General features: G+C 62.6%; 20 protein-coding genes. 12 read left to right on the top strand and 8 right to left on the bottom strand.

Going from position 1 to position 26,629, the window contains the following annotated elements; translation table 11 throughout:
* Positions 1 to 66 precede the first annotated feature (66 nt).
* The 3 genes from AB5Y68_RS10410 (at position 67) to AB5Y68_RS10400 (ending at position 3,317) form a co-directional block, all read left to right on the top strand.
* Positions 67 to 1,083 (top strand): zinc-binding alcohol dehydrogenase family protein, encoded by a 1,017-nt coding sequence (locus AB5Y68_RS10410; RefSeq protein ID WP_039040313.1) that lies wholly within the window; start codon positions 67 to 69, stop codon positions 1,081 to 1,083.
* Positions 1,084 to 1,614: 531 nt separating this feature from the next.
* A complete protein-coding gene (gene prmA / locus AB5Y68_RS10405; RefSeq protein ID WP_039040314.1) occupies positions 1,615 to 2,493 on the top strand; it encodes a 50S ribosomal protein L11 methyltransferase in 879 nt (292 codons plus the stop codon).
* 275 nt (positions 2,494 to 2,768) lie between these two features.
* Positions 2,769 to 3,317: a sugar O-acetyltransferase gene (locus AB5Y68_RS10400; protein ID WP_039040315.1), complete on the top strand. Its 549-nt coding sequence runs from the start codon at positions 2,769 to 2,771 to the stop codon at positions 3,315 to 3,317.
* Between the two features lie 20 nt (positions 3,318 to 3,337).
* Here the strand turns inward: AB5Y68_RS10400 and AB5Y68_RS10395 are convergent, their stop codons facing one another.
* The 3 genes from AB5Y68_RS10395 to AB5Y68_RS10385 all read right to left on the bottom strand — a co-directional run bounded on the left by AB5Y68_RS10395 (position 3,338) and on the right by AB5Y68_RS10385 (position 7,638).
* Positions 3,338 to 4,366 (bottom strand): methyl-accepting chemotaxis protein, encoded by a 1,029-nt coding sequence (locus AB5Y68_RS10395; protein WP_324606584.1) that lies wholly within the window; start codon positions 4,364 to 4,366, stop codon positions 3,338 to 3,340.
* Between the two features lie 588 nt (positions 4,367 to 4,954).
* Positions 4,955 to 5,503, bottom strand: a complete 549-nt coding sequence (locus tag AB5Y68_RS10390) for an NAD(P)H nitroreductase (RefSeq protein ID WP_010675416.1) — start codon at positions 5,501 to 5,503, stop codon at positions 4,955 to 4,957.
* A gap of 107 nt (positions 5,504 to 5,610) precedes the next feature.
* Positions 5,611 to 7,638, bottom strand: coding sequence for an NADPH-dependent 2,4-dienoyl-CoA reductase (locus tag AB5Y68_RS10385; RefSeq protein ID WP_039040360.1), 2,028 nt, complete (start codon positions 7,636 to 7,638; stop codon positions 5,611 to 5,613).
* A 321-nt stretch (positions 7,639 to 7,959) separates the two neighbouring features.
* Here AB5Y68_RS10385 and sppA point away from each other — a divergent pair, with 321 nt between their 5' ends.
* Positions 7,960 to 9,804, top strand: coding sequence for a signal peptide peptidase SppA (gene sppA, locus AB5Y68_RS10380; RefSeq protein WP_039040317.1), 1,845 nt, complete (start codon positions 7,960 to 7,962; stop codon positions 9,802 to 9,804).
* Positions 9,805 to 9,866: 62 nt separating this feature from the next.
* On the opposite strand, the gene AB5Y68_RS10375 is transcribed toward sppA, so the two are convergent.
* Both AB5Y68_RS10375 and AB5Y68_RS10370 read right to left on the bottom strand, forming a co-directional pair.
* Positions 9,867 to 10,424 carry an NUDIX domain-containing protein gene (locus AB5Y68_RS10375; RefSeq protein ID WP_039040318.1) on the bottom strand — a complete coding sequence of 186 codons (558 nt, stop codon included), beginning with the start codon at positions 10,422 to 10,424 and terminating at the stop codon, positions 9,867 to 9,869.
* Positions 10,421 to 11,224, bottom strand: a complete 804-nt coding sequence (locus AB5Y68_RS10370; RefSeq protein ID WP_039040319.1) for a DUF2989 domain-containing protein — start codon at positions 11,222 to 11,224, stop codon at positions 10,421 to 10,423. Before AB5Y68_RS10370 ends, AB5Y68_RS10375 begins: the two co-directional genes overlap by 4 nt.
* Positions 11,225 to 11,435: 211 nt before the next feature.
* Here AB5Y68_RS10370 and AB5Y68_RS10365 point away from each other — a divergent pair, with 211 nt between their 5' ends.
* Together AB5Y68_RS10365 and AB5Y68_RS10360 are read left to right on the top strand one after the other, a co-directional pair.
* Positions 11,436 to 12,869 carry a glyceraldehyde-3-phosphate dehydrogenase gene (locus AB5Y68_RS10365; protein WP_039040320.1) on the top strand — a complete coding sequence of 478 codons (1,434 nt, stop codon included), beginning with the start codon at positions 11,436 to 11,438 and terminating at the stop codon, positions 12,867 to 12,869.
* 60 nt (positions 12,870 to 12,929) lie between these two features.
* On the top strand, positions 12,930 to 13,223 hold the full coding sequence (locus tag AB5Y68_RS10360; RefSeq protein ID WP_010675423.1) for a YeaC family protein: 294 nt from the start codon (positions 12,930 to 12,932) through the stop codon (positions 13,221 to 13,223).
* A 250-nt stretch (positions 13,224 to 13,473) separates the two neighbouring features.
* On the opposite strand, the gene ansA is transcribed toward AB5Y68_RS10360, so the two are convergent.
* Positions 13,474 to 14,481, bottom strand: a complete 1,008-nt coding sequence (gene ansA, locus AB5Y68_RS10355) for an asparaginase (protein WP_010675424.1) — start codon at positions 14,479 to 14,481, stop codon at positions 13,474 to 13,476.
* A 489-nt stretch (positions 14,482 to 14,970) separates the two neighbouring features.
* On the opposite strand from ansA, the gene gltS reads away from it, so the two are divergent.
* Positions 14,971 to 16,170, top strand: coding sequence for a sodium/glutamate symporter (gltS, locus tag AB5Y68_RS10350; RefSeq protein WP_039040321.1), 1,200 nt, complete (start codon positions 14,971 to 14,973; stop codon positions 16,168 to 16,170).
* Between the two features lie 178 nt (positions 16,171 to 16,348).
* On the opposite strand, the gene AB5Y68_RS10345 is transcribed toward gltS, so the two are convergent.
* Positions 16,349 to 18,220, bottom strand: a complete 1,872-nt coding sequence (locus AB5Y68_RS10345; RefSeq protein WP_368207145.1) for a methyl-accepting chemotaxis protein — start codon at positions 18,218 to 18,220, stop codon at positions 16,349 to 16,351.
* A 252-nt stretch (positions 18,221 to 18,472) separates the two neighbouring features.
* Between AB5Y68_RS10345 and prfB the strand changes: the two genes are divergently transcribed.
* Together prfB and lysS are read left to right on the top strand one after the other, a co-directional pair.
* Positions 18,473 to 19,571 (top strand): peptide chain release factor 2 gene (prfB, locus tag AB5Y68_RS10340; protein WP_102948437.1). Its coding sequence is split into 2 segments (ribosomal slippage): positions 18,473 to 18,547 and positions 18,549 to 19,571, totalling 1,098 coding nucleotides; the frame shifts between segments, so codons are not numbered across the junction.
* Between the two features lie 77 nt (positions 19,572 to 19,648).
* Positions 19,649 to 21,127, top strand: a complete 1,479-nt coding sequence (lysS, locus tag AB5Y68_RS10335; protein ID WP_223302609.1) for a lysine--tRNA ligase — start codon at positions 19,649 to 19,651, stop codon at positions 21,125 to 21,127.
* A 105-nt stretch (positions 21,128 to 21,232) separates the two neighbouring features.
* Here the strand turns inward: lysS and AB5Y68_RS10330 are convergent, their stop codons facing one another.
* Complete coding sequence (locus tag AB5Y68_RS10330; RefSeq protein ID WP_039040324.1) at positions 21,233 to 22,045, bottom strand: PhzF family phenazine biosynthesis protein; 813 nt, start codon at positions 22,043 to 22,045, stop codon at positions 21,233 to 21,235.
* Between the two features lie 198 nt (positions 22,046 to 22,243).
* Here AB5Y68_RS10330 and AB5Y68_RS10325 point away from each other — a divergent pair, with 198 nt between their 5' ends.
* The 3 genes from AB5Y68_RS10325 to AB5Y68_RS10315 are packed head-to-tail and all read left to right on the top strand — an operon-like array spanning position 22,244 to position 26,539.
* A complete protein-coding gene (locus AB5Y68_RS10325) occupies positions 22,244 to 24,031 on the top strand; it encodes an assimilatory sulfite reductase (NADPH) flavoprotein subunit (RefSeq protein WP_039040325.1) in 1,788 nt (595 codons plus the stop codon).
* Positions 24,031 to 25,743, top strand: coding sequence for an assimilatory sulfite reductase (NADPH) hemoprotein subunit (gene cysI / locus AB5Y68_RS10320; protein ID WP_039040326.1), 1,713 nt, complete (start codon positions 24,031 to 24,033; stop codon positions 25,741 to 25,743). Before AB5Y68_RS10325 ends, cysI begins: the two co-directional genes overlap by 1 nt.
* Entirely contained in the window at positions 25,733 to 26,539 is an 807-nt protein-coding gene (locus AB5Y68_RS10315) for a phosphoadenylyl-sulfate reductase (protein WP_010675432.1), read from the top strand. The genes cysI and AB5Y68_RS10315 overlap by 11 nt, the downstream gene beginning before the upstream one ends.
* Positions 26,540 to 26,629 lie beyond the last annotated feature (90 nt).

The following is a 26,629-nucleotide window of genomic DNA, read 5'->3' as shown; positions in this document are numbered from 1 at the left end:
ATCTTGATAATTATCCAGACTAGAGTGAGTGGCAATCCCGAACACTGCTATTTGAAAGGAAAAGCCATGAAAGCCATCGCCCTGACTCACTATCTGCCAAGCAACCACCCCCACTGCTTCATCGAGAGCGATCTGCCCGATCCGACACCGGGCCCGCGGGATCTGCTGGTACGGGTCAACGCCACCTCCATCAATCCGGTCGACACCAAGGTACGCGCCCCCAAGGACAAGGTCGAAAGCAGCCCCCGCGTGCTGGGCTGGGACGCCGTGGGCGAAGTGATCGCCGTCGGTAGCGACGTCACCCTGTTCAAGGCCGGTGACAGGATCTGGTATGCCGGCGACATCAGCCGCCCGGGCAGCAACAGCGCCCTGCAACTGGTGGATGAGCGCATTGCCGCCATCGCCCCAGTCAACCTGACCGATCTGGAAGCCGCCGCCCTGCCGCTCACCGCCATCACCGCCTGGGAAACCCTGTTCGAGCGCATGAGCCTTACCCGAGAAAGCACCGGGCGACTGCTGATCATCGGGGGCGCCGGCGGGGTCGGTTCCATCGCCATCCAGCTCGCCCGCCAGCTCACCGGGATGGAGGTGATCGCCACCGCGTCGCGCCCAGAAACCCGGGAATGGTGCCTGGACATGGGAGCCCACCAGGTGGTGAGCCATCACCATCTGCAGGCGGAGCTCAAGGCACTCGGCATCAGCGAGGTGGATGCCATCTTCTGCACCAACGCCACCGAGCAGCACTGGAACACCATGGCCAGCCTCATCCGTCCGTTTGGTCACATCTGCACCATCGCCGAGTCCAGTGACCCCTGGGATCTGGGTCTGCTCAAACCAAAGAGCGTCACCTTCAGCCAGGAGTTCATGTTTACCCGCTCCCTGTTCCAGACCCCGGACATGATAGAGCAGCACAACCTGCTCGGCCGGGTCGCGGCCCTGATCGATGAAGGGGTGCTCAAGACCACCCTCAGCAAGGTGGTGCCCGAACTGACGCCCCTCACCCTGGCCCGGGCTCATGCCGAGCTGGAAGCGGGTCGCATGGTGGGCAAGCTGGTGATCGACATGAGCGGCTTCCATCGCTGAGGCGCCGCCAGAGCGGGTATCGTCGTCCTGACTATTCCCTTGTAGGTAAATAAATGCACCATCATGGGGTGAAATCACCAGTGACAAGCCCCAAGAGTGCACAGCCCCGCAGGTAACCTTTGTCCCTGACGGGGCATCTCCCCCGAAAAAACCATAAAAAAGAGGCCATCCCGTCGGGATGGCCCTAAAAACCTGAACGTTGGGGTAACAATCACACACATATCCTTATGCAGGACATCTGTAACTTTGCAGATAGCGTGCCAATCTCTGCTTTTCCCTCCCAATTAACCGCTTTTCAGCGCGCCGGCATAAAAAAAGCCACCCGAAGGTGGCTGAAAAAAGATGACGGAACTTCATAGAGCAAAGCATTCAGCGGGAACAAGTTGCTTCCCGTCACCCATGAAGGAATACATTAACCGTGCCAACTTGGCAGGGTTGCCTCCCTTCCCCATGAGGCCATGGTCAAACCACGACAGCACGGGTCCATGATGATAGAATCCCGCGGTTTCACATTTATGAAGAGCCGACGCCATGCCCTGGATACAAATTCGAATCAACGCCACTGCCAAGACCGCAGACAAGGTGAGCAACATGCTGCTGGGGCGTGGGGCCCAGGCGGTGACCTTTATGGATGCCAAGGATGTGCCCGTCTATGAGCCCATGCCCGGTGAAACCCCGCTCTGGGGCGAGACCGAAGTAATGGGACTGTTCGATGCCGAAACCGATCCGGCTCCCACCATCGCCTTCTTCCAGCAGATCTTCGGTGAAGACGTGGGCTACAAGGTCGAACAGCTGGAAGACAAGGACTGGGTGCGCGAGTGGATGGATCACTTCCACCCCATGCAGTTCGGCGAGCGGCTCTGGATCTGTCCGAGCTGGCGCGACGTGCCGAACCCCGATGCGGTCAACGTCATGCTGGACCCGGGCCTGGCCTTCGGCACCGGTACCCACCCCACCACGGCGCTCTGCCTGCAGTGGCTGGACGGGCTGGATCTGGCCGGCAAAACCGTGGTCGACTTTGGTTGCGGCTCAGGCATCCTCGGCATCGCCGCCCTGAAACTGGGGGCCGCCCGGGTCATCGGCATCGACATCGATCCGCAGGCCATCCAGGCCAGCCGTGACAACGCCGAGCGAAATGGCGTTGCCGACCAGATCGAACTCTACCTGCCGGCGGATCAGCCGCAAGACGTCGAAGCGGACGTGGTGGTCGCCAACATCCTGGCCGGCCCGCTGCGGGAACTGGCGCCGCTTATCGCCGGCCACGGCAAGGCGGGCAGCCTGATGGCCCTCTCCGGCGTGCTGGAAAGCCAGGCGCCAGAGCTGGAGACCATCTATGGCCAGTGGTTCGAAATGGACCCGACTGCGGTGAAGGAAGAGTGGTGCCGCCTCTCCGGCCGCAAATTCGGCTGATAAACAACAAGCCACGGTGGCTGCCAACCCATCAGCCACACACTCGGCTGATAAACAACAAGCCACGGCAGTTGCCAACCCATCAGCCGCACACTCGGCTGACAAGCAACAGGCCATGGCGGCAACACTTAGGTCGCTGAACGACAAGGGCACCCCAGGGTGCCCTTGTCGTTTCCGGACGCCCGTTCTCCTTCTGCCCACTCTGGGGAGAGCCTCACGCTTCTCTGCCCCCCGATGGCTTATCCTCTCTTCCTCCACCCCATCGAGGCCCAGTCATGACCGAATACGAGAAGATGATCGCCAGCCAGCCTTACAACTGCATGGCACCAGAGCTGGATCTGTTGCGCCGGGAGACGGCCCGCCTGTACCGCCGCTTCAATCGCAGCGACGAGGAGGATGAACAACTGGCGCTGCTGCAGCAGATCGTCGGCGAGCTGGCCCAGGGTGCCTTCATCTGCCCGCCCCTCTACTGCACCTATGGCCGCCACATCCACCTTGGCAAGGGCAGCTACATCAACATGGGGGCCACCCTGCTGGACAATGCCACCATTCGCATCGGCGCCGAGGTAATGATTGGGCCGAACGTGCAGATCTACACCGCCGCCCATGCGCTGGACGCCGATGAGCGCATTCAGGGGGTTGAGACGGCGCTGCCGGTCACCATCGAAGACAGGGTCTGGATAGGCGGCGGCGCCATCCTGCTGCCCGGCGTCACCATAGGGCGGGAAGCCGTCGTGGGTGCGGGCTCGGTCGTGACCAGAGATGTCCCGGCCGGTGCCAGGGTGGCAGGCAACCCGGCACGGCTGCTGCCAGTCAAAGGTTGAGCGGAAGGCCCGAGGCTCGCTCAGGCGCTTTCCAGCAAGCGGTCGATGCAGTGCACCACCTGCATGCTGGCGTTTTCCATGGTCTTGAGCTGCTCGACCATGCTTTTGATATCCCCCTGCTCGCGCGCGTGCAGGGCGGCCTTGCCGCTCTCGTGGACCCGCTTGTGGGGCCCGTCCAGTTCACGAAAGCCCGGCTTGTGGGCGAAGAGCTCCGCACCCTGCCCCTCGAAATACCATTTGCCCAGCCTGCACTGAGCGTGGTCGCTCACCGGCTCGTGAAAATGCTGCTGATCGATGAGCCGATAGATGGTGTTCTTCCAGACGGCGTGATCCAGCTTGGTGGTATTGAGGAAGGAGGTGGAGGCCGCACTGTGGATCACCTGCTGCATCCGGCCTGATTGTGCCAGCACCTGGGTCACCACCACATCGATCTGGGAGGAGGACGTCGCCACCTCGGCGGCACTGGCCTGATTGTCATCGATGATGGACTTGATCTCCTGCGCCTGGGCCACTATTTGCCTGACCAGCACCTCGATCTGGCTGCTGGCCTCATGAGCCTTGCTCGCCAGCTGACGCACCTCATCGGCGACCACGGCGAATCCTCGACCAGCTTCACCGGCCCTGGCCGCCTCGATGGCCGCATTGAGTGCCAGCAGGTTGGTCTGATCCGAAATGCCCTGGATGGCGGTCACGAACTGGTTGATGGCGGATGTACTGGCATCGAGCTGATGGACGGCTGCGAGGCTGCGAGCCGCCTCATCCGTGATGGCATGGGCGCGACCGGAGAGACGAGTGATGGCGCCCCGGGTCTGGGCAAAGAGCTGATCCAGCTCGCAAAGCGCTCCCTTTTCAGCCATCAGGTGCTCGGCACTGCCAGCCAGCGCTTCCCGCACGCTCTGCAGCATCTCACCTCCCTGGTTCTGGCAGGTGATAACCTGATTGAAGAGATCGCCACGCTCCCGGCTGGTGCGCTGCATGTGCTCGTATTCACCGATGGTGGCGCGCAATTCGGCCAGTTCGCTCTGGTGCTGCTGCTCTTTGAGAAGCATCGTCTCCCTGAGCTGTTGATTCTCTTTTTCAAGCTTGCGGTTGAACCACATATGGCCTCCGGATGGCAAAGGTGCGGGCAGTCGACATTGAAGGGAAGCCTCTGGCTCTCTTGTCTCTGCCGATGCTGGCTGATCCCGGGCCGGATTTCACCTGCAAATGCAGGATATTTGACCCTGATCCTGATTCCAATCGAGACCACATCAATGGCTGTGCAAAAGATCGCCGGAAAGAGACAAGGTGAGGTAGAGAAGAGGCAGAGGAGAAAGAACGCTGACGTGCCGATCCCGCAAAAATGAAGCCCAATGTCATCAAGACGTTGGGCTCTAAAAAGGTGCTACGGAATTGCGACTCTCATCGCAGAAAATTAGAAGGGGTCACCTTCTAAACTGGCAGTGGGATAATAACGCGGCGCAAACGTTTTACATAGCGTAATAAACCAGGAGTGAGAAGAATCTCTCACAATTCAAAAAATGTCCGGCCAACCCCCTTCTACCCTCTTGGCAAGTGCGCATTTATCAGTACAGCCTGACGGCTCTGTCAGAAAACAAAAAAGCCCTGAATAATCAGGGCTTTTGGCGTTCTGTGCTTCAGAAGCTGCGCACGAAGTCCTGGATGGGCAACTCGCGCAGCTTGCGGGCCTCCAGCATGGGGGTACCAAGGTAGAGGAAGCCCACCAGTTGATCCTCCGGTGCCAGCCCCAGTGCACCATGGATCTGCTCGTCGAAGATGAACCAGCCGGAGCGCCAGATGCCGTTGAAGCCCTGGGCCTGGGCCGCCATCTGCATCGCCATCAGGGCGCAACCGGCAGAGAGCTCCTGCTCCAGTTTCGGTACCTTGGGGTGCGCCTGATAACGGGTCGCCACCGCGATCACCAGGGGAGCACGCAGTGGCGCGGCGCGGCACTTCTCGACACTGTCCGCATCCTCGCCACGGGCATGGGCGGCATCGGCCAGCAATGTCCCCAGACGCTCACGCCCCTCCCCTTCAAACAGGATGAACTGCCAAGGGGTCAGGGTGCCGTGATCCGGCGCCCGCAGCCCGGCCTTGAGGATATTGTCGAGCACTTCGCCACTCGGGGCAGGCTCGGCCAGACGACCACAGGAGTGGCGATTGAGTAACAGATGGAGGGCATCCATGGGGCAGTTCCTTGTCAAAGGCGATGATGGCGCTACCTTAGCACAGCACCAGATGAAGAAAACCCCTGAGGTTCAGGGGTTTGTCAGGATACGAAAGGGCCGGGAGGCTAGATGACGGCAGCCAGCTCCGCCCCTTGACGGATGGCGCGTTTGGCATCCAGCTCGGCGGCCACGTCGGCACCGCCGATGATGTGCACCGGCTTGCCAGCAGCCTGCAGACCGGCCTGCAACTCCTTGAGGGGCTCCTGTCCGGCACAGATGATCACCTGATCCACCGGCAGGCACTGCTGCTGGTCGCCCACCTGGATGTGAAGCCCGGCATCGTCGATACGCAGGTACTGGACGCCGGAGAGCATCTGCACCTTGCGATTCTTGAGCACGGTGCGATGGATCCAGCCGGTGGTCTTGCCAAGGCCGTCGCCCACCTTGCTCTCCTTGCGCTGGAGCAACCAGATCTGGCGCTCGGGGGCATCGATCTCGGGGGTAGTCAGGCCGCCGCGCTCACCCAGTTGCTTGTCGATACCCCACTCCTTGAGCCAGTGATCGCGATGGCTTTCAGCATCCGGCGCTCCTCTCTTCTCCACCAGGTATTCGGCCACGTCAAAGCCGATGCCGCCGGCGCCGATCACCGCCACCTTCTCGCCCACCGGCTTGTGATCACGCAAGACATCGAGGTAGCTCATCACCTTGGCATGCTCGATACCCGGAATGTTGGGAGTGCGCGGGCGGATGCCGGTGGCGAGGATCACCTCGTCAAAACCGCCGCCCAGCAGGCTCTCGGCACTCTGGCGCTGGCCAAGATAGAGCTCGACGCCGCACTTCTCCATCCGTTTGGCGAAGTAGCGCAGGGTCTCGTGAAACTCCTCCTTGCCCGGGATCTGCTTGGCAAAGTTGAACTGGCCGCCGATTTCGCTCGCCTGATCGAACAGGCTCACCTGATGGCCCCGCTCGGCGGCGTAGCAGGCAAACGCCAGCCCCGCAGGACCCGCCCCCACCACCGCCAGCTTCTTGGGTTGGGGCACCCGGCCAAACGTCAACTCGGTCTCGAAACAGGCGCGGGGGTTGACTAGGCAGGAGGCACGCTTTTGCTTGAACACGTGGTCGAGGCAGGCCTGGTTGCAGGCGATGCAGGTGTTGATCTCGTCCGCCCTGTCTTCAGCCGCCTTGATGACGAACTCGGGGTCTGCCAGGAAGGGGCGCGCCATGGAGACAATGTCCGCCTCCCCGCCCGCCAGGATGCGCTCTGCCACCTCGGGGGTGTTGATGCGGTTGGTGGTGATGAGGGGCACCTTGAGGTGCTTTTTCAGCTCGGCGGTCACCCAGCTGAAGGCACCGCGCGGCACGCTGGTGGCGATGGTGGGAATGCGCGCCTCGTGCCAGCCGATACCGGTGTTGATGAGGGTGACCCCCACCTGCTCCAGTGCCCGGCCAAGTGCGATCACTTCCTCAAGGGAGGAGCCCTGCTCCACCAGGTCCAGCATGGAGAGGCGGAAGATGATGATGAAATCCGTGCCCACCCGCTCACGGATGGCGCGGACAATCTCCACCGGGAAGCGCATGCGGTTTTCACTGCTGCCGCCCCAGCTATCGGTGCGCTTGTTGGTGCGTTCGCAGATGAACTGGTTGATGAGATAGCCTTCCGACCCCATCACCTCGACCCCGTCATAACCGGCCGCCTTGGCCAGCGCCGCAGTGGCGGCGAAGTCGCGAATGGTGCCGCGGATCTGCCGCTCGCTCATGGCCCGCGGCTTGAACGGGGAGATGGGAGCCTTGAGGGCGCTCGGCGCCAGGCTGAACGGATGGTAGGCGTAGCGGCCCGCATGAAGGATCTGCAGCGCTATCTTGCCCCCTTCCTGGTGCACTGCCTCGGTCACCTTGCGGTGTTTGGCTACCTGCCAGGGAAAGCTCAGCTGGGAGCCGTGGGGCACCAGCCGCCCCCGCAAATTGGGGGCGATACCGCCGGTCACGATGAGACCGACCCCGCCACGGGCCCGCTCACCATAGAAGGCGGCCAGCTTGTCAAAGCCCCCCTTTTCCTCCTCGAGGCCGGTGTGCATGGACCCCATCAGTACGCGGTTGCGCAACTGGGTAAAACCCAGATCGAGGGGGGTCAGCAGCGTGGGATAACGGCTCATGATGCACTCCTTGTCGAGGTCGATGTGCACGGGGTCATGCTCCAGCCTTCCTGGCTGCCTCGGGTGACGGGCAGTAAAAAGAAGAGGTAGGTGGAGGTGGGGCCGGCTCATCGGGCCTTTCAGTTAATTTTTTGTTATCAAACTGGAGCTAGAGTAAAGAATCGAAAACTCTTTTTCAAACAAATGTTTGGACATTTTTTCAGCGAACAGCTGTGTTCCGAAGTGGCGGGGAGGCAGTCGACTCAAGGGGAAATGGCAATTGGCTGCGCAACTGGTTAATAATGGCTGCTCTCAACCCATTAACAGGGCGACAACGCAGCTATGTCTATTTTCAAAGGTCTGGGATGGCTCTTTCGCAGCCTCTGGCGCCTGCTCAACTTTACCCGCTTGATGCTGGTCAATCTGCTGTTTCTCGTCGTGGTCTTGATCATCGTCTTCAGCGTCAGCCAGAAAGAGGCCCCCAGCGCCCCCATCGAAGGGGCTCTCACCCTCAATCTCTCCGGCGTACTGGTGGAACAGCGCACCCAGACCGATCCCACGGTGCAGCTGCTGCGCCAGGTGGACAACAGCGACGAACTGCCCAGCGAGATCGTCCTCTCCGATCTGCTGTGGGCCATCAAGAACGCCAAGGATGACGATCGCATCAAGGCGCTGGTGATCAAGCCCCAGGGTCTGCAAGGGGCCAGCCTCTCCAAACTGCAGGAGGTGACGGCCGCCATCGACGCCTTCAAGGAGAGCGGCAAGCCGGTCATCGCCATGGCGGACTACTACAGCCAGGGGGCCTATCTGCTCGCCGCCCACGCCGACCACGTGCTGCTCAACCAGAGTGGTGCCGTGCTGATCGAGGGGCTGGGTGTCTACCAGACCTACTTCAAGTCGGCACTGGAGAAGCTCAACATCACCCCGCACGTCTTCAAGGTCGGCACCTACAAGTCCTTCGTCGAGCCCTACACCCGGGACGAAATGTCCCCCGAGAGCAAGGAGGCGAACCAGCGCTGGCTGGATCAGCTGTGGCAATCCTATGTGGCCGACGTGGCGGAGCAGCGGGAGATCGAGCCGGATGCCGTCGCACCGAACAAGGATCACTTCCTCGAACTGCTGCGCAAGGCCGGCGGCAATGCGGCCAGCTACGCCCTCGACAACGGTCTGGTGGATCAGCTCGCCACCCGCGACGAGATGACCCAGGCGGTGATCAAGGAAGTGGGCGAGGCCGATGATCACGGCTGGAAGGGCGTGGGCCTGAAAGAGTATCTGGCCGCCATCCCGGAACAGTACCCCCAGAGCGGCAAGGATGAGGTTGGCCTCATCACCGCCAGCGGCGCCATCATGGATGGCGTCCAGCCTGCCGGCACCATCGGCGGCGACAGCCTTGCCGATCTGCTGGCCGAGGCCCGCCGTGACGATCAGGTGAAAGCCGTGGTGCTGCGAGTGGACAGCCCCGGCGGCAGCGCCTTCGCCGCCGAGCAGATCCGCGCCGAACTGCTGGCCCTGAAACAGGCGGGCAAGCCGGTGGTCATCTCCATGGGCAGCTACGCCGCCTCCGGTGGCTACTGGATCTCCGCCGATGCAGACAAGATCTTCGCCTCCCCCACCACCCTCACCGGTTCCATCGGGGTGTTCGGCATGTTCGCCACCATCGACAAGGCGCTCTCCCAGTACGGGGTACACACCGACGGCGTCGGCACCACCGACTTCGTGGGGGTCGGGCTGACCCGTGCCCTGCCGGATCACGTGGGTGAAGCCATTCAACTGAGTGTGGAAGACACCTATCAGCGCTTTGTCGGCCTGGTGGGCAAGGGCCGGGGCCTTAGCCCGGAAGAGGCGGAAAAAGCCGCCGAAGGCCGGGTCTGGACCGGGCAGGATGCCAAGGCACTGGGGCTGGTGGACGAGTTTGGCAATCTGGATGACGCCCTCAAGGCGGCCGCCGATCTCGCCAACCTCAAGAGCTGGCAGGTCACCCCCATCGCACCGGAAGAGTCGGCCAGGGACAAGTTCCTGCGCGAGCTGTTTGACAGCAGCGCCCAGGCGCTGGCCCCGCACCTGCAAAGCTGGCTGCCCGCCGGGCTTGGCAAGGCGCTGCTGGAGATGAACCGCACTCTGGACCCGCTGACCCGCTTCAACGATCCCCAGGGCACCTACGCCTTCTGCCCGGTCTGTCTCCCCTGACGCCGGGGACAGCCATAAAAAAACCGCCGACAGGCGGTTTTTTTATGGGGCAAGCGGCCTTGTCAGGTCAGCAAGCCGGACGCTTGCCAGCGGTGCAACTCTGCCAGCACCCGGGTCTCTCGCGCCGTCCACTGGGGACAGGGACCCGCCAGCTGGGTCTTGTTGGTTTGCAGGGCCTCGGCCAGGGGGAACCAGCCCGGCGTGAAGCCGAGGCGGATCTCGTAGGGCTGGGGGCGCGGCGCACTCCAGTCCTCCCCGACCCGGCAGAGGTAATAGGACGATCGGATGCAGTAGGCATCGTAATCCGGCTCGCGCGCGGCACGATACTCCCGGGTCTCTCCCAGCAGGGGGCCCACGGCCACCAGCTCCGCGCCACACTCTTCCCGCAGCTCCCGGGCCAGGGCCGCATCGTGCGCCTCCCCGTGCTCGATGCCGCCACCGGGGAACATGAGATCCCCGTTGACGCGGGAGTGCACCAGCAGCAGTCGATCACCACGCATCACCACGGCCCTCACCGTGGCCCGTTCAAGCACCCTGTCCTCGCCGCGGATCTGGCCGTGGACGAGGCGGATATCGAAGGGATGGACCCACTCCCGGGCTTCTGACAGGGTCGGATTCATGGTGTGTGGTAGCTCCCCTGCCTGAGTGCATCGACGATGGTGGCCGCCTGGTCGTCCAGCGTCTCCTGCTCCTCCTTGCCGATGGCATGGTAAATGCCGAGCCGGGTGGCGGAGACCTCGGGGCTCTCCTGGAATGACTCGCTCACCTTGCCCCACAGATAGGCCTGATCAAATCGCTTCTGCCCCATGTAGAGGGTGCTGAGGGCGGTGAGGATCCGGCTGTTGACCTTGTCCCCCTCCCGATAGAGGGAGAGCGCATGGTGCATCAGCCTGATGGCCTTCTCGGGCTCGCTCTTGGCATAGATGCCGCCGAGCGCCAGTTGCAGCTCGGGCTCCTCGAGGCTCGGCGTCCCCTCCTGCGCGAGGAAGCTGGCGCGGGCCTCGGGACTGGTGTTGTTGGTCCAGTGCCAGAGCAGCAGGTAGGGATCCTGGGAACCCCGGGTCTGAGCGTCCAGTTGCTCCAGTTGACGGCCGGCGGCCAGCATCCCTTCCACTCTGGGGCTCTTCTGCTCCCTGGCCCGCTTGTACTCAATGTTGGTGGAGTGCTCGGCGCACTGCAGATAACGCTCCAGGCCGCGCATCAGATCGTACTTGCGCCTGTCCGTCCCCTCTTCCTGGAGATAGTAACGACCGCGAATGACGTCGCTGCGCTCATAGCGACACCAGCCGTCGTCCACCAGGTCCGCGCACAGGGCGGGATATTGGGAGCAGATGTTGTGGATCCTGTCGTCGTCGCAGGCCGTCAACGTCAGGCAACAAGCGAGGGAAAGCAGTAACGGACGCTGTGAGAATAGGGTCATGGTTCACATCTGGTTGATAACAATCGCAACCCGCACCGGCCACCGCCAACTAGCAAACAGGCTACATATCCATTACAATGCGCGCGCCGTATAAGGCCGCGATTGCAGAATAATATAACGAAACCATCAGCCCTACACTGATCTGCCTTCGACGAATTTCAATTTGCCCAGGCAACTTGCTTCAACAACGTGAAATAAAAGGATCTGGTTAATGACCCACGAGCACTACTTGCAGGCGTGGCAGGAGAGCCAGGAGCTCGCCGAAGCCATGCAACCCTTGATAGGTCGCCTCTACCGACAGCAAGGGATAGAGATCACCCTCTACGGACGCCCCCTGCAAAACGCCTCCACCATCGATATCCTCAAGGCCCACCGGGTCGTTCGCCGCCACCAGGGCACCCCGCTGCCCATCCAGCAAAGCTTCCCTCTCCTGCGCACCATCGTCGCCCTGAACCCCACCGCCGCCGAAGTCGATCTCGGCAAACTGGCCGTGGGCTACTGGCAGGATCACGAGGATGAAGCCGGCATCGAAGATTATCTGCGTGCCAAGCTGGCACCGGCACTGAACCGCAGTGCCGTGCCCGCCCCGACCGACGTGGTGCTCTACGGCTTCGGCCGCATCGGCCGCCTGCTGGCCCGTCTGCTCATCGAGCGCACCGGCGCCGCCAACTCCCTGCGCCTGCGCGCCATCGTGGTGCGCGGCGGTCGCGACGGGGATCTGGAGAAGCGTGCCAGCCTGTTGCGCCGCGATTCGGTGCACGGCCCCTTCAACGGCTCCATCGAAGTGGATAGTGATCGCAGCGCCATCATCGCCAATGGCACCTTCATCCAGGTGATCTACGCCAACAGCCCGGCCGACATCGACTACACCGCCTACGGCATCGACAATGCGCTGATCGTCGACAACACCGGCGTCTGGCGTGACGAGGCGGGGCTGTCCGAGCACCTCAAGGCCCGCGGCGCCGCCCGGGTGCTGCTGACCGCCCCCGGCAAGGGGGAAATGAAGAACGTGGTGTTCGGGGTCAACCACGAGGTGATAGGCCCGGATGACAAGATAGTCTCCGCCGCCTCTTGCACCACCAACGCCATCACCCCGGTGCTCAAGGTGATGCAGGACAAGTACGGCATCCGCCACGGCCACGTGGAGACAGTCCACTCCTATACCAACGATCAGAACCTCATCGACAACTATCACAAAGGCGAGCGCCGCGGTCGCAGCGCAGCCCTCAACATGGTGATGACCAGCACCGGTGCCGCCAAGGCGGTGGCCAAGGCGCTGCCGGAGCTCAAGGGCAAGTTGACCGGCAACGCCATCCGGGTGCCCACACCCAACGTGTCGCTTGCCATCATCAACCTGTCGCTGGAACAGACCACCGATCGGGAGAGCCTCAACGCCTATCTGCAGCAAATGGCACTGAGCTCGGCCCTGCATCGCCAGATCGACTTCAGCGCCAGCACCGAGCTGGTCTCCTCCGACATGGTGGGCTCCCGTTTTGCGGGCATCGTCGACTCCCAGGCCACCATCGCCGAGGGGGATCACTGCGTGCTCTACGTATGGTATGACAACGAGTTCGGGTACAGTTGTCAGGTAGTACGGGTGATGGAGCAGATGGCCGGCGTAGTTCGCCAGGATCTGCCGGAATAGTCCGACAGGATCTGCCCGCCTGACCCCGTGTTCATGGCTCAATTTTCAAGGAGAGGCCGGATGTCGTCTCAGCAAGTGACGTTTCAACAAGCGATAGCGCAGATGCCCAAAGAGGTGTACGAGCGGCTCAAGACTGCGGTCGAGCTCGGCAAATGGCCGGATGGCAAGCCCCTCACCGAGGAGCAGAAGGCCACCTCCCTGCAGGCCGTGATGGCCTGGCAGGCGATGCACCTTGAGAACCCCGAGCACATGAACATCGGCCGTGACGGCGAGATCGTGATGAAGAGCAAGAGCGAGCTCAAGCGCCAATATCGCGATGAGGAAGAGATAGTGCGGGTCGACCTTAGCCACTGAGGCAGGCCGCACGTCACCTATCGCGGTAACGAAACGAAAGAGGGGAGCCATTATGGCTCCCCTCTTTTTTCCTCTCTATGCAGGATGACTCATCCCCCTCATCCCCGGCCCTTCTCCCACCAGGGGAGAAGGGAGCTGGCACGCACCTGCGAGCAGTCAGCGGGCCACCTGCCGGCGATCTTCATGGCAAACCTCGCCACCTCGATCTATCCCCTCTCCCGCTGGGAGAGGGTTAGGGTGGGAGGGAAAGTCAGGGGGTCAGTTCACCCCGCAGGGACTGCTGCATCAGCTCGCGGATGCGCGGCGCCGGCAGATCCTGGCTCAGCAGGAAGTGCAGCTTGGTGAGCGCCGCCTCGGCTGTCATGTCGAAGCCCGAGATGACTCCCGCACGGGAGAGGGCGTTGCCGGTGGCATAGCCCCCCATGTTGACCTTGCCGTGCAGGCACTGGCTCAGGTTGACGATGATGACGCCCCGGGCAGATGCCTCGGAGAGCAGCGCCAGCATGGCCGGGTTCTGGGGCGCATTGCCCACCCCGAAGGAGAGCAGGATCAGCGCACGCACCGGCTGTTGCAGGATGTTCGCTATCACCTCAGCCGATATCCCCGGGTAGAGGGTCACCACCCCGATGGGCTGGGGGGTGATGTCGTGCAGCACCAGGGGGCGATCGCACGGCACGCCCAGCTCACCTGCCTCCAGGGAGATGGCGATACCGGCATTGAGCAGGGGCGGGTAGTTGGGCGAGTCGAAGGCGTGGAAGCCGTCGGCATGCACCTTCTTGCTGCGGTTGCCGCGATAGAGCTGGTTGTTGAAGAAGAGCGTCACCTCGTGGATCGGGTAGTTGGCCGCGATATAGAGGGCGTTGAGCAGGTTCTGCTGACCGTCCGAGCGCAGCTCGGCCAGGGGGATCTGGGAGCCGGTGATGATGACCGGCTTGTGCAGATCTTCGAGCATGAAGGAGAGCGCAGACGCGGTGAACGACATGGTGTCGGTACCGTGCAGAATGACGAAACCGTCGTACTTGTCGTAGTTGCCCTTGATATCCTCGGCGATGCGCTGCCAGTCTGCCGGCGTCATGTCGGAAGAGTCGATGAGGGGGGCATATTCGTGGATATGGTAATCGGGCATTTCCGGTCGATGGAACTCGGGCATCCGTGCCAGACAGTCCTCCATGAAGCCCGCCATCGGTACATAACCGTGGTCGGAACGCTGCATCCCTATGGTGCCGCCTGTGTAGGCAATGTAGATGGACTTCTTCACACCCTCTCCTCTCTCTGGACTGGAAACCGGCAAATCAAACAGGGCTCAACCGATACAGCCCCCGTCCTTCAGATGGTGCGGGCGGGCTCAATATCGGTCATCAGCAGACCTCTTGAGGGTCTGTGTCCTCCCGTGGGGGCGGAACCGGGCGAATTATAAAGAGTGCCGCTGCAAATGACAGCCGCAGCAGCATTGTTGCGATCCGGAGCACACTCGGCGAGGCAGTTTTAAATGCCATGTTAACACCATGTTTTAATCATTAATGTGACATATGTGGATGTACTTGGTGTTTTTTGCTAGTATCCGGCGGATTTTTCACAAATCTCATCTGGACGCCCGACGAACACGGGCTCGTGTCGACCCCCTCTTTTGCAGAGGGACGGGGCTGCGGCCCCTCTGTCACTGGCGCGTTCGCCACTCTGTTTCATCCCGGCTGGATCCGTGAGTCTTTCTCGCCAAAGACACAGCCGATCAACATGGGAGCACTGAATGCTACAACTTGATGCCTACGCCACCCTGGTCGCCGCGACCCTGGTGCTGCTGCTTGGCCGCCTGCTGGTCAACAAGATAGGACCCCTGCGCACTTTCAACATCCCCAAACCCGTGGCCGGTGGCCTGGTGGTTGCCCTGGTGCTGCTGGTGCTGCGTTCCACCCTGCAGATCGAACTGCAATTTGATACCAGCCTGCAGACGGCCCTGATGCTGACCTTCTTCGCCTCCATCGGCCTCTCCGCCGATCTGGGCAGCCTCAAGCGCGGCGGCAAGGCGGTGGCCACCTTCCTGCTGGTGGTCACCGGCCTGCTGCTGGTGCAGAACAGCCTGGGGGTGGGTCTGGCCACCCTGCTGGGGCTGGATCCCCACATGGGGCTGCTGGCCGGCTCCATCACCCTCTCCGGCGGCCACGGCACCGGGGCGGCCTGGGGCTCCATCTTCACCGAGAAGTACGGCGTGCAATCCGCCGCCGAGCTGGCGATTGCCTGTGCCACCTTCGGCCTGGTGCTGGGGGGCCTCATCGGCGGCCCGGTTGCCCGTTATCTGGTGAAGAAGGTGCAGGTGCCCGGTGAGGAGCACAACCGTGACGGCGCCCCCCAGGGCTTCGAAATGCCGGACATGGAGCGCCCGCTCACCACCTTCAGCCTGATCGAGACTCTGGCACTCATCGCCATCAGCCTGAAAGGGGGCGAAATGCTGGCCCTCTACCTCAAGGGCGGCGTCTTCGAGTTGCCGATCTTCGTCTGCGTGCTGTTCGTCGGCGTGCTGCTGCGCAACCTGCTCACCCTGCTCAACTGGCACGAAGTGAGCGACCGTGAGGTCTCCCTGCTCGGCAACGTCAGCCTGTCGCTCTTCCTCGCCATGGCGCTGATGAGCCTCAAGCTGTGGGAGCTGGCAAGCCTGGCCCTGCCCATCTTCATACTGCTGGCCGTGCAGACGGTGGCCATGGCGCTCTACGCCATCTTCGTCACCTTCCGGGTCATGGGGCGCAACTATGATGCGGCCGTGCTGGCGGCGGGTCACTGCGGCTTCGGCCTCGGCGCCACCCCCACTGCCATTGCCAACATGCAGGCCATCACCCAGCGCTTCGGCCCCTCCCACCTGGCCTTCCTGGTGGTGCCCATGGTCGGTGCCTTCTTCATCGACATCATCAACGCCGTGGTGATCAAGCTGTTCCTGGCCCTGCCCTTCCTGTGATCCCGGACGCAGGCCCCGTATGACAGAGCCCACCTTGCGGTGGGCTCTTTGCTTGCTGGCCCCTGGACGCTGCCCCGACCCCCACCAAGGGGCCGACGGCAGGCAACAAAAAGCCCCGCACCAAGGTGCGGGGCTTTTTACTGACGCCACGGTAGGTAGGACTGCGGCCTGACCTTCCTTACAAAATAAAGGTCGACACCTGCTGGTTCAGGTTGGTGGCACGCCCCTTGAGGTTGTGCGCCTGATCCAGGTCGCGCATGGCGGAAGCGGTGATCTCGTCGCTCACATCCTTGATGGCGGTGGTGTTCTGGGTTATTTCACCGGTCACCTGGGTCTGCTCCTCGGCGGCGGTGGCGATCTGGCCCGCCATGTCGGAGATGAGGCTGACGGCCTGGGTGATCTCCTCCAGAGCCGCAGCGGCAGCGTCAGCATCCTTCACGCTGTTGTCCGCCAACCCCTGGCTGGTCTGCATCAGGCTCACCGCGCGGGCCGTGGTCTGTTGCAGGGTTTCGATGGTGGACTGGATCTCCTGGGTGGAATCCTGGGTACGGCGCGACAGCACCCGCACCTCGTCCGCCACCACGGCGAAACCGCGACCCTGTTCACCGGCCCGGGCCGCTTCAATGGCCGCGTTCAGCGCCAGCAGGTTGGTCTGCTCGGCGATGCCCTGGATGGTGGAGAGGATGCCGGAGATGGCCTGGGCGTGACGGCTCAGCTCACCGATGACGCCGGTCGCCTGCCCCACTTCCTCGGCCAGGTTGTTGATGGATTGGCGAGTCTGGTTCACCAGGATCTTGCCCTGTTCACTGCTCTGGGCGGATTGCTGGGCGGCGGCAGCGGTGTTCTCGGCGTTGCCCGCGATCTCCATGGTGGCACTCGCCATCTCGGTGACGGCGGTGGCGACCATGGTCACCTCCTCTTGCTGGCGCTGCAGCTCTTCCACCGCGGCCTGGTTGGTCACCAGACTGCGTTCGGCATCGGCGTTCAGCTCGTTGGCAAGCTGACGGATGTTGGCGATGAGCTGATGCTGGCTGCCCACGAAGCGGTTGAAGCTGCCGGCGAGCTGGCCCACTTCGTCATTGGCGTCGATCTTGATACGCTGGGTCAGATCGCCGTTACCGTCGGCGATGCGGGCCAGGGCCTGGGACACCTTGGTGAGGGGACCGAGCAGCAGGCTGACCAGCCAGGAGATGGCGAGGATGCTGCCCACCAGCACCAGCAGGGCCAGGCCGAGCTGGGTCATCAGCAGGGAGGAGAGCGGCGCCTCCAGGGTGCTCTTGTCCAGTACCAGCACCAGCTCCCAGTCGGTGTCCGGAATGTCCGTCGCCCACAGCAGCTTGTCACGCCCCTCGTTGTCGAAGAAAGCAGGCACCAGACTGTTGCTCGCCTTGCTCTGATCGATCAGGGCATTGGTCAGATCGTTGTCGATCTCGCTGGCCGGCTTCATCGCCTTGGCCGCATCCTTGTAGGCGATGACGGTGCCATCCTTGTGCATCAGGATGGCGAAGCCGTCCGCTGGCAGCTTCATCTTGGTGATGTCATCCACCAGGGAGGCGATGGAGAGATCCCCCCCCACCACGCCGCCCTGGGCAGGCTGGGCCAGGGTCACCACCAGAATGTTGTAGGCCACGTCAAGGTAGGGTTTGGTGACGATCATGCCGCCCTTGGCCATGGCTTCCTGATACCAGCCACGGGAGCGGGGATCGTAACCGTCGCGGTTGATGGAGGGGTCGGAGTCGTTCATCTTGCCGCTGCCCTCACCGAAATAGGTGAGCTGGAAACGGCCGGACACCTGGGCCTGTTGCAGGGCGTTGAGGGGCTCGGCACCGGCCTTGTTGCCAAGGGCCTGGATGACGTCACGACGGGCGGCAAGCCAGTCGCTGACGCTGGCGGCCTGCTGGCTGCCAAGGCGCTGCACCTGTTCCTGACTGCCTTGCAGCAGCATGGACTTCTGGCTGGTGTAGCTCTGCCAGGAGAGCAGCAGGATCACCAGTGACAAGGCGATGACCACAGACAACAGTATCTTCTGCTTGAGTGATAGGTTTTTCATCGTGTTTTCTTCTTGTGGGGGTCGGGAACAGGATCAATCGGGAGTGCGTGGCACTGTGTGTTGTTAGCGGCCAATCTGCGCAAAACTGAAGCGGAGAATGGCGTGAGTGACGATATTTTACGCGGAAATTTTAAAAATGCTGCGGAAAATTGGAGCAGGAAAAAGAGCGGGGCCAGCCAACCCTGTTTATTCCTTCTGCAATTGGCTAGAATATCCCGTTTTTAAATCACATCGACCCCGAGAGTTTTCACGATGTTTGAAGTCAATCCTGTATTAAACAAGCTTAAGGAGCTGTCTGAGAGGACCGAGCTGCTTAGGGGGTACCTTTGACTATGACGCCAAGAAAGAGCGTCTAGAAGAGGTCAATGCCGAGCTGGAACAGCCGGATGTCTGGAACGAACCCGAGCGCGCACAGGCGCTGGGCAAGGAGCGCGTCTCCCTGGAGAACGTCGTCAGCACCATCGATACCCTGACCCAGGGCGTCGATGACGTCGAGATGCTGGTCAGCCTGGCCGTCGAAGGCGAAGACGAAGAGACCTTCAACGAAGCCGTGGTCGAAGCGGACGAGCTGGAGGCCAAGCTGGTGGATCTCGAGTTCCGTCGCATGTTCTCCGGTCAGCACGACGGTTCCGACTGCTACATCGACATCCAGTCCGGTTCCGGTGGCACCGAGGCCCAGGACTGGGCCAACATGGTGCTGCGCATGTACCTGCGCTGGGGCGATGCCCACGGCTACAAGCCCGAGCTCATCGAGTGCTCCGAGGGCGACGTGGCCGGCATCAAGTCCGCCACCATCAAGTTCACCGGCGAGTATGCCTTCGGCTGGCTGCGCACCGAGACCGGCGTGCACCGCCTGGTACGCAAGTCGCCGTTCGATTCCGGCGGCCGTCGCCACACCTCGTTCTGCTCCGTGTTCGTCTACCCCGAGATCGATGATGACATCGAGATCGAGATCAACCCGGCTGATCTTCGCATCGACGTCTACCGCGCCTCCGGTGCCGGTGGTCAGCACGTCAACCGGACCGAGTCCGCGGTGCGTATCACCCACGTGCCGACCGGCGTGGTGGTGCAGTGCCAGAACGACCGTTCCCAGCACAAGAACAAAGATCAGTGTATGAAGCAGTTGAAGGCCAAGCTCTACGAGCTGGAAATTCAAAAGCAGAACGCTGAGAAGCAAGCCCTCGAAGAGACCAAGTCTGACATCGGCTGGGGCAGCCAGATCCGCTCCTACGTACTGGATGATTCCCGTATCAAGGATCTGCGCACCGGCGTCGAAACCCGCAATACCCAATCGGTACTCGACGGCGACTTGGACAAGTTTATCGAAGCCAGCCTGAAATCAGGCCTGTAAACAGAGCAGCAGGAATCACCATGTCTGAACAAACCACCACCCCGGAAGTCGACCAGACTCTCGAACTGAACAACGAGATGCTTGAGCGTCGCTCCAAGCTGGCCGCCTTGCGCGCCCAGGGCAACCCCTTCCCCAACGATTTCCGTCGTGACAGCCTCTCCGGCGATCTGCACGCCGAATTCGGCGACAAGAGCAATGACGAGCTGGTCGCCCTGGGTAAACAGGTGAAGATTGCCGGTCGCATCATGACCCGCCGGATCATGGGCAAGGCGTCTTTCGCGACCCTGCAGGACATGGCTGGCAAGATCCAGATCTACGTGACCCGTGACGACCTGCCGGAAGGCTTCTACAACGAGCAGTTCAAGAAGTGGGATCTGGGTGACATCGTCGGTGTCGAGGGCACCCTGTTCCGCACCAACGCCGGTGAGCTCTCCGTACACGTCTCCACCATCCGCCTGCTGACCAAGGCCCTGCGCCCGCTGCCCGAGAAGCACAAGGGTCTGACCGACCAGGAAGCCCGCTGCCGCCAGCGTTACCTGGACCTGATCGCCAACGAAGAGTCCCGCAAGACCTTCGTGACCCGCACCAAGGTGGTGGCAGGCATTCGCAAGTTCCTGAATGACAAGCGCTTCATGGAAGTGGAAACCCCCATGATGCAAGTCATCCCGGGTGGCGCCTCCGCACGTCCCTTCATCACCCACCACAATGCGCTGGACATCGACATGTACCTGCGTATCGCTCCGGAACTCTATCTGAAGCGTCTGGTGGTCGGTGGTTTCGAGCGTGTCTACGAGATCAACCGCAACTTCCGCAACGAAGGCATCTCCGTTCGCCATAACCCCGAGTTCACCATGCTCGAGTTCTATATGGCCTACGCCGATTACATCGATCTGATGGATCTCACCGAAGAGATGCTGCGCACTCTGGCGCAAGACATCCTGGGCGACACCAGGATCCGTTACGCCAAAGAGGGCGAAGAGGGCCTGACCATCGATTTCGGTCAGCCGTTCCAGCGCCTCTCCATGGTCGACTCCATCCTGAAGTACAACCCGGGTGTGACCCGTGACGATCTGGCCACTCTTGAGAAGGCCACCGCCGTCGCCAAGGGTCTGAAGATCGAGCTGATGAAGAGCTGGGAGCTGGGCCACGTGATCACCGCGATCTTCGAAGAGACCGTGGAACACATGCTGCTGCAACCGACCTTCATCACCGAGTACCCGGCCGCCGTCTCCCCGCTGGCCCGCCGCAACGACCAGAACCCGGACGTCACCGACCGCTTCGAATTCTTCATCGGCGGCCGCGAGCTGGCCAACGGCTTCTCCGAGCTGAACGATGCGGAAGATCAGGCCGAGCGCTTCCAGGCCCAGGTTGACCAGAAAGCCGCAGGCGATGACGAAGCCATGTTCTACGACGCCGACTTCGTCACCGCGCTGGAGCACGGTCTGCCGCCGACCGCCGGTCAGGGTATCGGTATCGACCGTCTGGTGATGCTGTTCACCAACAGCCACACCATCCGCGACGTCATCCTGTTCCCGGCCTTGCGTCCACAAAAGTAAGCGCCGCAGAAACAGGGCCGCAGCAAAACGCTGCCGTCCATGGCAATCAAAACGCCCCGCAATTGCGGGGCGTTTTTTATGCAGAAGTCACACTGTGACGAGCGGTCATCGGTCCGCTGGTGCGACAGGCGGCAGCAGCCACTCCCCCTGCCACAGGGTCAGTGCCCGGCCCGCCATCAGCACCCGCTCCTCCTGCAATTCCAGCCTGAGATCCCCACCCCGGGCCGAGATCTGGCGGGCCCGCAATTGCCGTTTGCCGAGCCGCTCGGCCCAGAAGGGCACCAGGGCGCAGTGGTTGGAGCCGGTCACCGGATCCTCGTCCACTCCGACCCAGGGGGCGAAGTAGCGGGAGACGAAGTCGTCCTCCTTCCGGCTCGATGGCGCCGTCACCATGATCCCCCGGCCCGGCAGAGCCCGCAGGGCGTGAAAATCGGGGGTGAGCGCGCGGACCTCTTCCTCGCTGGCGAGCTCAAGCAGGAACTTGGCCCCGGCCGCCAGGGTTTGCAGCGGCCGGCAACCGACCGCAGCCCCATAGGCCGGATCCAGAATGAGCGGCGCCAGGGCAATGCGCGGAAAATCGAGCCAGATCCACTCCCCTTCCCGCCGGGCAACCAACTCGCCGCTGCGGGTCGCGAAGCGGATGGGCTGAGCTTCGGCCACCTCCCCCGTCTGCCACAGCACATGGGCCGCCGCCAGGGTGCCATGGCCGCACAAGTCCACCTCCACTTGCGGGGTGAACCAGCGCAATCCGTAATGCCCCTCTCCCAGTTGGGTCAGAAAGGCGCTCTCAGAGAGGTTGAACTCCGCCGCCATGGCCTGCAGCTCGGCGTCGGGCCGCGCTTCCCCCAGCACCACCACGGCGGGGTTGCCTGCGAAGGGGTGATGGCTGAAGGCGTTGACATGAAAGAGACGGGACATGGTTGCTCCTTGGGGCATGAGAGATCCCCGGGACAGGGGGCTCGGCAAGGCCATTTTTATATCACGGGCGCCCCGGGGCTGAGATGGATTTTGGCTTTATAAATTCATAAATCGCATAAAGAAGATATTTTTATTCTTTGTTGTTATTCATTACACCCCTTACCCTGACCAAAAATCAGACCATGGAAGACATGTGTGATGCCATTGACAGCCCCCACCCTGAGCCCGCTCTCTGACGAACAGCAGCGCCAGCTCAACCAAGTTCTCACCACCCTCAATACCCAGCAACTGGCCTGGGTCAGCGGTTATCTCTACGGCCTCTCCCAGGCGGGCGTCCAACCCGTGGCGAGCGCAGGTGCAGAAGTCGCGGCTCCCGGCGGCAGCCTGACCATTCTCTATGGCTCCCAGACCGGGAATGCCAAGGGCGTGGCCAGCGCCATCAAGGCCCAGGCCGAGGCCCGCGGCCTGCCGGTGACCCTCACCTCCATGGCGGACTACAAACCCAAGCAGCTCAAGAAAGAGAGCCACCTGCTGGTGGTAGTGAGCACTTACGGGGAGGGGGAGCCCCCCGAGAGCGCCGTCGATCTGTTCGAGCAGCTCAAAAAGGGCAAGGTCGGCAAGCTGGAAGGGCTCAAGTTTGCCGTGCTGGGGCTGGGTGACAGCTCCTATGAGTTCTTCTGCCAGACCGGCAAGGATTTCGATGGTTTCCTCGCCAAAGCGGGGGCAGAGCGCATCCATGAGCTAGCTAGCCTCGATGTGGATTATCAGGATGCCGCCAAGGCCTGGGGCGAGCAGGCCGTTGCGGCGGTCGCCGCCACCCTCTCTGCCGGCGCCGCGACCGCCAGCGTGGCGGGCTCGGTGCAGGCCGCCGTCGGCCACAGCCAGTACAACAAGGAGAACCCCTTCCCCGCCAGACTCTCGGTGAACCAGAAGATCACCGGCCGCGACTCCACCAAGGACATCCGCCACATCGAGATCAACCTGGAAGAGTCCGGCATCACCTACCAGCCGGGGGACGCGCTCGGCATCTGGTTCGACAACGACGCCGATCTCGTGGGGGAAGTGCTGGCCCTGACCGGTCTGACCGGTGATGAGGCCACCCCCCATGGCAGCCTGCGCGAGGCGCTGACCCGTCACTACGAGCTGACCCGGCTGCACGGGGGCCTGATCACTGGCCTCGCCGAGATCACGGACAACGCGGCGCTCAAAGATCTGGCCGGTGACAAGGCCCAGGTCAACGCCCTGGTGGCCAGCGCCCAGGTGGTGGACGTACTGAAACGCTTCCCGGCTTCCTTGAGTGCCGATCAACTGATCGCACTGCTGCGCCCCCTCACCCCCCGCCTCTACTCCATCGCCTCCGCCCAGAGCGAGGTGGAAGAAGAGGTGCACCTGACCGTCGGCGTGGTCCGCTACCGCCAAGAAGATGGCACAGTGCGAAGCGGCGGCGCCTCCTCCTATCTGGCGGACCGTCTGCCGGAAGATGCCGAGGTCCGGGTCTTCGTGGAGCACAACGACAACTTCCGACTGCCCGCCAATCCCGACACCCCCGTCATCATGGTGGGCCCGGGCACCGGCATTGCCCCGTTCCGCGCCTTCCTGCAGGAGCGGGAAGCACAGGGGGCAGAGGGCAAGAACTGGCTCTTCTTCGGCAATCCACACTTTACCCAGGATTTCCTCTATCAAGTGGAGTGGCAGCGTTATGTGAAATCGGGCCTGCTGTCCAAGATCTCCCTGGCCTTCAGCCGGGATCAGGCCAACAAGATTTATGTGCAGGACCGCCTGCGCGAGGCAGGGCTTGAGCTCTACCAGTGGCTGGAAGCAGGCGCTCACTTCTATGTGTGTGGCGACGCCAACCACATGGCGAAGGATGTGCAGGAAGCCCTGCTGGAAGTGATTGCGGAACACGGCCACAAGAGCCGTGAGGAAGCAGAAGAGTATCTGAGCGAATTGCGTCGTGCCAAACGTTATCAAAGGGATGTCTATTGATGAGCAAACAACTTATTCCGGGACCGGTCGAAGGGCCGCTGGCTGACAACGAACGCCTCAAGCGCGAGAGCAACTTCCTGCGCGGCACCATCGCCGAAGATCTGCAGGACCCGCTCACCGGCGGCTTCAACGGCGACAACTTCCAGCTGATCCGCTTCCACGGCATGTATCAGCAGGATGACCGCGACATCCGCCCGGAGCGCGCCGCCCAGAAGCTGGAGCCCCTGCACAACGTCATGCTGCGCGCCCGCCTGCCCGGCGGCATCATCACCCCGGCCCAGTGGCAGGTGATCGACAAGTTCGCCGAAGAACACAGCATGTACGGCAGCATCCGCCTGACCACCCGCCAGACCTTCCAGTTCCACGGGGTACTGAAGCGCGACATCAAGCTGATGCACCAGACCCTCAACAGCACAGGTATCGACTCCATCGCCACCGCGGGGGACGTGAACCGCAACGTGCTCTGCACGAGCAACCCGGTGGAGTCCGAGTTGCACCAGGAGGCCTACGAGTGGGCCAAGAAGATCTCCGAGCACCTGCTGCCCAAGACCCGCGCCTACGTGGAGATCTGGCTGGATGGCGAGAAGCTGGGGGGTGACGAGGAGCCGATCCTGGGCTCCAACTACCTGCCGCGCAAATTCAAGACAACCGTGGTCATCCCGCCCCACAACGATGTGGACATCCACGCCAACGATCTCAACTTCGTGGCCATTGCCGATCACGGCAAGCTGGTGGGCTTCAACGTGCTGGTGGGGGGCGGTCTGGCCATGACCCACGGCGACACCACCACCTATCCGCGCAAGGCGAGCGACTTTGGCTTCATTCCGCTCTCCCACGTGCTGGAGGTGGCGGCCGCCGTGGTCAGCACCCAGCGCGACTGGGGCAACCGGGTCAACCGCAAGAACGCCAAGACCAAGTACACCCTTGAACGGGTGGGGGTCGAGGCCTTCAAGGCCGAGGTGGAGAATCGCGCCGGCATCCAGTTCGGGCCGGTTCACCCCTATGAATTCACCAGTCGTGGCGATCGCTTCGGCTGGGTGGAGGGGATCGACGGCAAGCACCACCTGACCCTGTTTATCGAGAACGGCCGCCTGCTGGACTTCCCGGGCAAGCCCCTCAAGACCGGCATGCTGGAGATCGCCAAGGTGCATCAGGGGGACTTCCGCCTCACCGCCAACCAGAACCTCATCATCGCGGGCGTGCCTGCCGGCGAGAAGGCACGCATTGAGGCGCTGGCGCGCCAGTACGGTCTGCTGGATGACGGCGTGAGCGAGCAGCGCAAGCAGTCCATGGCCTGTGTGGCCCTGCCTACCTGCCCCCTGGCAATGGCCGAGGCCGAGCGCATGCTGCCTGCCTTCGTCACCGACATCGAGGGGCTGCTGGCCAAGCACGGCCTGGCGGATGACGCCATCATCTTCCGGGTCACCGGCTGCCCCAACGGCTGCGGCCGCGCCATGCTGGCGGAAGTGGGTCTGGTGGGCAAGGCGCCGGGTCGCTACAACCTGCACCTGGGGGGCAACCTCGAGGGGACCCGCATCCCGCGCCTGCACCTGGAGAACATCACCGAGCCGCAGATCCTGGCCGAACTGGACGCCCTGATCGGCCGCTGGGCGAGCGAGCGCAACCCGGACGAGTGCTTCGGCGATTTTGTCATTCGCGCCGGGATCATCGCCCCGGTTATCGACTCCGCGAGGGACTTCTATGCAGCCTGAACAGACTGATACAGCCCGGCTGGCGCGCACCGCCGACGGCCGGCTCGACCTCGACGCCCTGCTGGCCCTGGGCCGGGAGGAGCAGGTCGAGGCGCTGGCCCCCCTCAACCGGGAGCTGGACGCCATGAGCGCCCCCGAGCGGGTGCGCTGGGCCCTGGCCAACCTGCCGGGGGAGCATGTGCTGTCGTCGAGTTTCGGCATCCAGGCGGCGCTCATGCTGCACCTGGTGAGCCGCGAGCGGGCCGACGTGCCCGTGGTGCTGACCGACACCGGTTATCTCTTCCCCGAGACCTACCGTTTCATCGACGAGCTGACCGAGCGTCTCGCGCTCAACCTCAAGATCTACCGGGCCGAACTCAGCCCGGCCTGGCAGGAGGCCCGCTTCGGCCTCCTGTGGGAGCAGGGGGTGGAGGGGATCACCCGCTACAACCAGCTCAACAAGGTGGAGCCCATGGACCGCGCCCTGAACGAGCTGGGTGCCCGCACCTGGTTCTCGGGCCTGCGCCGTGAGCAGTCCGGCAGCCGGGGCAAGCTGCCGGTGCTGGCCATCCAGCGCGGTCGCTTCAAGTTCCTGCCGGTGATCGACTGGAGCAACAAGGACGTCTTCTACTACTTCAAGGAGTTCGACCTCCCCTACCACCCGCTGTGGGAGCAGGGCTACCTCTCGGTCGGCGACGTGCACACCACCGCCAAGTGGGAGCCCGGCATGAGCGAGGAGCAGACCCGCTTCTTCGGCCTCAAGCGCGAGTGCGGCCTGCATGAGGAAGGTGGCGAGAGCGACGGCTCCGGCATCTGATCCCCCGGCCCGGCCATGTGCTGCGCCCGCCCACAAAAAAACGCCCGGCAACTGCCGGGCGTTTTTCTTTGCGCAAAAGGGTGATGTAAC

Source organism: Aeromonas sp. R6-1, from assembly GCF_040908165.1.
GTDB lineage: Bacteria > Pseudomonadota > Gammaproteobacteria > Enterobacterales > Aeromonadaceae > Aeromonas > Aeromonas caviae.
The sequence above is the reverse complement of the archived record's forward strand: the minus strand, read 5'-3'. Positions and strand labels throughout refer to the sequence as shown.